Annotated in this window: 5 protein-coding genes; 3 read left to right on the top strand and 2 right to left on the bottom strand. The window is 70.0% G+C overall.

Annotated elements, in window-relative coordinates; translation table 11 throughout:
• Positions 1–522 precede the first annotated feature (522 nt).
• On the top strand, positions 523–1,140 hold the full coding sequence (yczE, locus tag NS4_RS31965; RefSeq protein WP_063057734.1) for a membrane protein YczE: 618 nt from the start codon (positions 523–525) through the stop codon (positions 1,138–1,140).
• 154 nt (positions 1,141–1,294) lie between these two features.
• Here yczE and NS4_RS02115 read toward each other — a convergent pair whose 3' ends face one another.
• Positions 1,295–1,468: a CsbD family protein gene (locus NS4_RS02115; protein WP_030520075.1), complete on the bottom strand. Its 174-nt coding sequence runs from the start codon at positions 1,466–1,468 to the stop codon at positions 1,295–1,297.
• A 277-nt stretch (positions 1,469–1,745) separates the two neighbouring features.
• Between NS4_RS02115 and NS4_RS02110 the strand changes: the two genes are divergently transcribed.
• Positions 1,746–2,783: an acyl-CoA thioesterase gene (locus NS4_RS02110; protein WP_369690193.1), complete on the top strand. Its 1,038-nt coding sequence runs from the start codon at positions 1,746–1,748 to the stop codon at positions 2,781–2,783.
• Between the two features lie 104 nt (positions 2,784–2,887).
• Here NS4_RS02110 and NS4_RS02105 read toward each other — a convergent pair whose 3' ends face one another.
• Positions 2,888–4,873 (bottom strand): heavy metal translocating P-type ATPase, encoded by a 1,986-nt coding sequence (locus NS4_RS02105; protein ID WP_063057733.1) that lies wholly within the window; start codon positions 4,871–4,873, stop codon positions 2,888–2,890.
• Between the two features lie 93 nt (positions 4,874–4,966).
• On the opposite strand from NS4_RS02105, the gene NS4_RS02100 reads away from it, so the two are divergent.
• Positions 4,967–5,329, top strand: a complete 363-nt coding sequence (locus NS4_RS02100) for an ArsR/SmtB family transcription factor (RefSeq protein ID WP_030520078.1) — start codon at positions 4,967–4,969, stop codon at positions 5,327–5,329.
• The last annotated feature ends 39 nt before the right edge of the window (positions 5,330–5,368 follow it).

Genomic DNA, 5,368 nt, shown 5'->3' with positions numbered 1-5,368 from the left:
CTTCCAACCTCTCGCTCGGACTCGGAGGCACTGGAGCGCAGCAGAAAACACCCCCTGCCGCGCTCGGAGCCTGGGTACGACTTCGTGGGACGAAGCGGTGTCCACGCCCCTGCACGTGAACACCTTTAAGAGCAAACAGCTATCAGACGTGCGCCGGACAATTTATGCACACTGCCCACGTGCCGTGCAACCGGGTCCGGCGTTTTGCCCATGGACGCGCCGACCACCCGTACACGCGATCCTTTGGGCCCCGGTTCGGCATCCGCGCGACATGGTCCGGCCCTGACCACAAGGGAACCGGGGGCGGCGAAGGACTTCAGCGATGTGGTCGCGGATCCGGCGCGCGGGCCGACCTCACCGAATCTGCCCCAGCCAGGAGGACGGCGAGCGAATCACCCAGCCAGATGAGTATCCAGTTGTGCCCAACCGGCTCTGTACGAAGGGGCCAGATATGGGAAAGCTCGTGCTGTGATCCTACGTCTCACCGCACTGTTCACAGGGCTCTGTCTGTACGGCTTATCGATGGCCGTGATGATCCGCGCAGCAATAGGTTTGGACCCATGGGATGTCTTTCACCAGGGGGTCACCCGGCAGGTGCCGATGAGCTTCGGAACGGTGACCGTGCTGACCGGCGCGGTGGTACTACTGGCCTGGATTCCGCTGCGCCAGTGGCCCGGCGTGGGAACGGTGAGCAATGTGGTGCTCGTCGGTGTTTCGGTCGACGCGGGTCTCTGGCTGCTCCCGTACTGGGAATTGATGCCGGTCCGGGTGGCGGTGATGGTGTTCGCGGTCGTGCTCAACGCACTGGCCAGTGTGCTGTACATCGGCGCGGGGCTGGGACCGGGCCCGCGCGACGGTCTGATGACGGGGCTCGCCCGCCGGACCGGATGGCCCATCCGCCGGGTCCGGACAATTCTCGAGTTGTCGGTGTTGAGCACCGGCTGGCTGCTCGGCGGCAGCGTCGGTCTCGGCACCGTGGTGTACGCGGTCGCCATCGGACCGCTGATCCAGCTCATGATCCCGCTGGTCGCCGGCCGGTTACCGGGATTCGACGCCCCACCGCCCCGGCGATCGACGGAGCCGGAGGCGGTCCGCGGACCCGCCGGCAGTGATGACGGGCCGGTCCCCTCCGGCGCGTGACCCCGGATGATCCGCCACCGGGTCCGCGGTGAGTGTGGCGAAGGAGGCGACCACGGTGCTCTGCACCGGGGCGCGCCGGATCCGCGGCTGCGAGCAGGTCCGGACACCGAACGGGCGACGCCGATGTCCCGGCGTCGCCCGTTCGCAGGTTCGATCAGTCGCGGAAGGCGTCCTTCACCTTCTCACCCGCATCCTTCAGGTTGGACTTGGTCTGGTCGGCCTTGCCCTCGTTCTTCGTCTCCTCGTCGCCGGTGGCCTTTCCGAGCTTTTCCTTGGCCTGACCGGCGAGATCCTCGGCTTTGTTGTCGAGCTTGTCCTTCGCACTCATCGCCTGTCCCCTCTCGTCGGATGCGATCGGCAGGCGGTCCGGCCGATCGTCGGGCGAATAACCACCGCGCGCCCTCTCAAACACCCCTCCGAGCCATTTCTCGGGACACCGCGGCGCCTGTGTATCCCGCCGGGACCTGCATACACCGAACGAATCGCCGGGTTCCCGGCTCCGGGCGGTGTCCTACTCGCCCGTAGCGCCGCGCCTGCCTATTCTGCTCCGACGACAACGGAGTCGGGACCCGTACTTCCCACCACCCGAGCAGATCGGCAGGCCCGTGAACGCCACAACCATCGACCCCCTCCCGACCCCCGCCGCGTCCGGTAGACGGTCCGAGGCGATCCACCGCTTCCTCGTCAAACCCGCCGACGCGGGTATCGCGGGCGCGGTGGACGGCGGCAAGCTCCTCGAATGGATCGACAAGGTCGCCTATGCGGCGGCGGCCCAGTGGAGCGGCCGCTACTGTGTCACCGCCTACGTGGGCAATATCCACCTCGATCGGCCGATCGCGGTCGGGGAACTGGTCGAGCTGCATGCGAACCTCGTGTACACCGGCCGGACGAGCATGCACATTCTGGTCAGCGTCTACTCGACCGACCCCACCCGGCAGAGACCGGTCCAGATGGCGCAGTGCCTCACGATCTTCGTCGCCGTCGACGAGGCGCGGCGCACGGTCGCGGTGCCCCAGTGGGAACCGGCCACGATTCTCGAACTGCGGCGCCATCGGCAGGCCCGGGCGCGGATATCGGTCCGCAAGCGTATCGAGGAGGCCATGGCCGCGCAGCGCTACACCGCCGCCGGCACCGCGCCGAGCGCGACGCTGCGGTTCCTGGCGGCGCCCTCGGATATCAACTGGGGCGGCAAGGTGCACGGCGGGCGCACGATGGGGTGGATCGACGAAGCCGCCTATGTCTGCGGGGCCGACTGGGCCGGCCAGCATGTGATCACCTCCTATTTCGGCGGTATCCGCTTCTACCGGCCGATCGTCATCGGCCATATCGTGGAGGTCACCGCGCGGCTGATCCATACCGGCCCGCGCAGTATGCACATCAGCGCGCACGTGACCGCGACCGATCCGCATTCCGACGAGCCGGCCCTCGCCGCGCACGGCCTGGCCGTGGTCGTGGCGGTGGACGCCGCGGGCAAAGCGCGGCCCATCCAGCAGTGGACGCCGGTCTCCGACGAGGACCGGTCCCTGGCGGCCCATGCCCGTCACCTCGTGGACCTGCGCGCCGAGGTCGAACCGTTCGCCACCGCCGCCGATCTGCCGGCCGACGCCGAACCCAGCCATTTCCGCGCGCCGCTTCCGGGCTGAGTCCGGCCGGGCCCGCGTTACGGAGCCGGATGGGAGGATGTGCCCTTACCGGCGACGCGCCGGGAGACGGCGATCCGCCGGCAGCGCGGGTCCGCGGCCACCCGTCAGGTGGCCGGGCCGGCTCCCATGGCTCGCCGCCACGCGGCGCCGCGCAGCAGGCGCAGGCCGTTGAGACCCACGATGATCGTGGAGCCCTCGTGTCCCGCCACGCCGAGCGGTAGCGGCAGGGTGCCCACCAGATCCCACACCACCAGCACCGCGATGAAGGATGCGGCGATCGCCAGATTGGCGATCACGATGCGCCGGGCCCGCCGGGCCAGCGCGAGCACCGCGGGGATGGCGGTGAGATCGTCGCGGACCACCACGGCATCGGCAGTTCTCAGCGTCAGATCCGAACCCGCGCCGCCCATGGCGATACCGGCGTGCGCGGCCGCGAGGGCGGGCGCGTCGTTGACCCCGTCGCCCACCACGGTCACCGCTGCGCCGCCGGCCCGCAGCTGCCGGACGGCGGCGACCTTGTCCGCGGGCAGCAACTCGGCCCAGATATCGGTGATGCCGACCCGGGTGGCCAGCCGCTCGGCGGCCACCCGGTTGTCACCGGTCAGCAGCACCGGGTTCGTCCCGGTCAGCTGCCGCGATGCCATGACCGCGGCGGCGGCCTCCGGGCGCATCTCGTCGGCGAGGGCGAGGACGCCGATCGGCCGGTGGTCGCAGGTCACCACGACCGCGGTGCAACCACGCGCCTGTAAGGCCGCCGCGGCGGCCGCGGCCGTCTCGGTATCCGCGCCGGGCGCGGGCGCCGCCACCAGCACCGCCGGTGATCCGACCTCGACGCGGTGGTCACCGACACGTGCGCTGACTCCGCGACCGGGTTCGGCGGCGAAATCACCGACCACGGGCACGTCGAGCCCGCGCTCGCGAGCGGCCCGGACGATGGACGCGGCGAGCGGGTGTTCGCTGGGCCGTTCCACTGCCGCCGCGAGCCGCAGGACCGCGTCGGCGTCGAACGAGTCGGTCGTGCACCGTATCTCGACTAGTTCGGGAACACCGCGGGTCAGGGTTCCGGTCTTGTCGAACGCGAGCAGGTCGGTGGTCCCGAGGCGCTCCATCACGACGGCGGACTTGACGAGTACTCCGTGCCGCCCGGCGGTCGCGACGGCGGCCAGCAGCGGGGGCATGGTCGCCAGCACCACCGCGCACGGGGAGGCCACGATCATGAAGGTCATCGCGCGCAGCAGCGCCCGCTGCAGCGACTCACCGAACAGCAGCGGCACCACGAATATCGCCAGGGTGGCGACCACCATCGCCACCGAGTAGCGCTGCTCGATCTTCTCGATGAACAGCTGGGTGCGGGCCTTGGTGCGGCTCGCCTGCTCGACCAGAGCCGCGATCCGGGCGACGACCGAATCCTGCGCCAGGCGGTCGACGCGGATCCACAGGGCGCCGGTGCCGTTGAGGGTGCCGGCGAAGACCTCGTCGCCGGCGGATCTGTCCACCGGCAGCGGCTCCCCGGTAATGGTGGCCTGATCGACCTCGCTTCCACCGGCTATCACGGTGGCGTCGGCGGCGATCCGTTCACCGGGGCGTACCACGACCGTATCGCCGATCTCGAGGTCGGTGACCGGGACCGTCTCCTCCTCGTCGTTCGCGGTGATCCGCGTCGCGGTATCCGGCGCCAGATCCAGCAGACCGCGCACCGAATCCTCGGTCCGCGCGCTCGCGAAGGCCTCCAGCGCGCCCGAGGTCGCGAAGATGACGATCAGTAGCGCACCGTCTGCCACCTGCCCGATCGCCGCCGCGCCCAGCGCGGCGGCCACCATCAGCAGATCCACGTCCAGCGTTCGCTCCCACAGCGCGCGCAGTCCGGCCACGGCGGGTTCCCACCCGCCCGCGGCGTAGCAGGCCAGGTACAGCGCCCACCACGACCAGGACGGGCCACCGGCCAGCTGCGTCGCGACTCCGGCCGCGAAGAGCATCACCGCTGTTGCGGCCCAACGGGTTTCGGGCAGCTCGAACAGTTTCGTCCGGCGCCCGGCCACGGCGGCGGGCACGCGCGTCGAATCGGTGGGCGTACGCGTCGGAACGGCCACAGGTCACCTCCACAGCGGGAACGAACGATCCACCGACCATAACAGAACACATGAAGACGTCTTCATTTATGCTGGTTGATATGCTGTCTGCTTATGGGACACGGGGTCGAAGGCCGGGACCGCCCGATCGCGCGGTTGGACGGGGACGCGGCGGCCCGCGTCGCGACCACTCTGCAGGCACTGGCCACGCCGAGCCGGCTGCTCATCCTGAGCGAATTGCGCCAGGGCCCCCTCCCGGTGACCGAACTGGCGACGGCGGTGGGGATGGAACAGTCGGCCGTCTCCCACCAGCTACGACTTCTACGCAACCTCGGCCTGGTCACCGGCGCCCGCAGCGGACGCAGCATCGTCTACAGCCTCTACGACAGCCATGTCGCCCAGCTGCTCGACGAGGCGATCTATCACAGCGAACACCTCCGCCTGGGGCTCGCCGACCGCCCCGAAGCGGCCGGCTGAACCGCCCGGCCGATGCACCGCCGCCGGTGCGCGTCGGAC

Source organism: Nocardia sienata NBRC 100364, assembly GCF_001613205.1.
In the GTDB taxonomy this organism is placed as follows: domain Bacteria; phylum Actinomycetota; class Actinomycetes; order Mycobacteriales; family Mycobacteriaceae; genus Nocardia; species Nocardia sienata.
Note: the sequence above shows the minus strand (reverse complement) of the source record. Positions and strands in the feature narration are given on the sequence as shown.

What these genes read in the sequence shown, in the direction of transcription:
- yczE (WP_063057734.1), top strand. Translation starts at nt 523, where the DNA reads ATGGCCGTGATGATCCGCGCAGCAATAGGTTTGGACCCATGGGATGTC.
- NS4_RS02100 (WP_030520078.1), top strand. Translation starts at nt 4,967, where the DNA reads ATGGGACACGGGGTCGAAGGCCGGGACCGCCCGATCGCGCGGTTGGAC.
- NS4_RS02115 (WP_030520075.1), bottom strand. Translation starts at nt 1,468, where the DNA reads ATGAGTGCGAAGGACAAGCTCGACAACAAAGCCGAGGATCTCGCCGGT.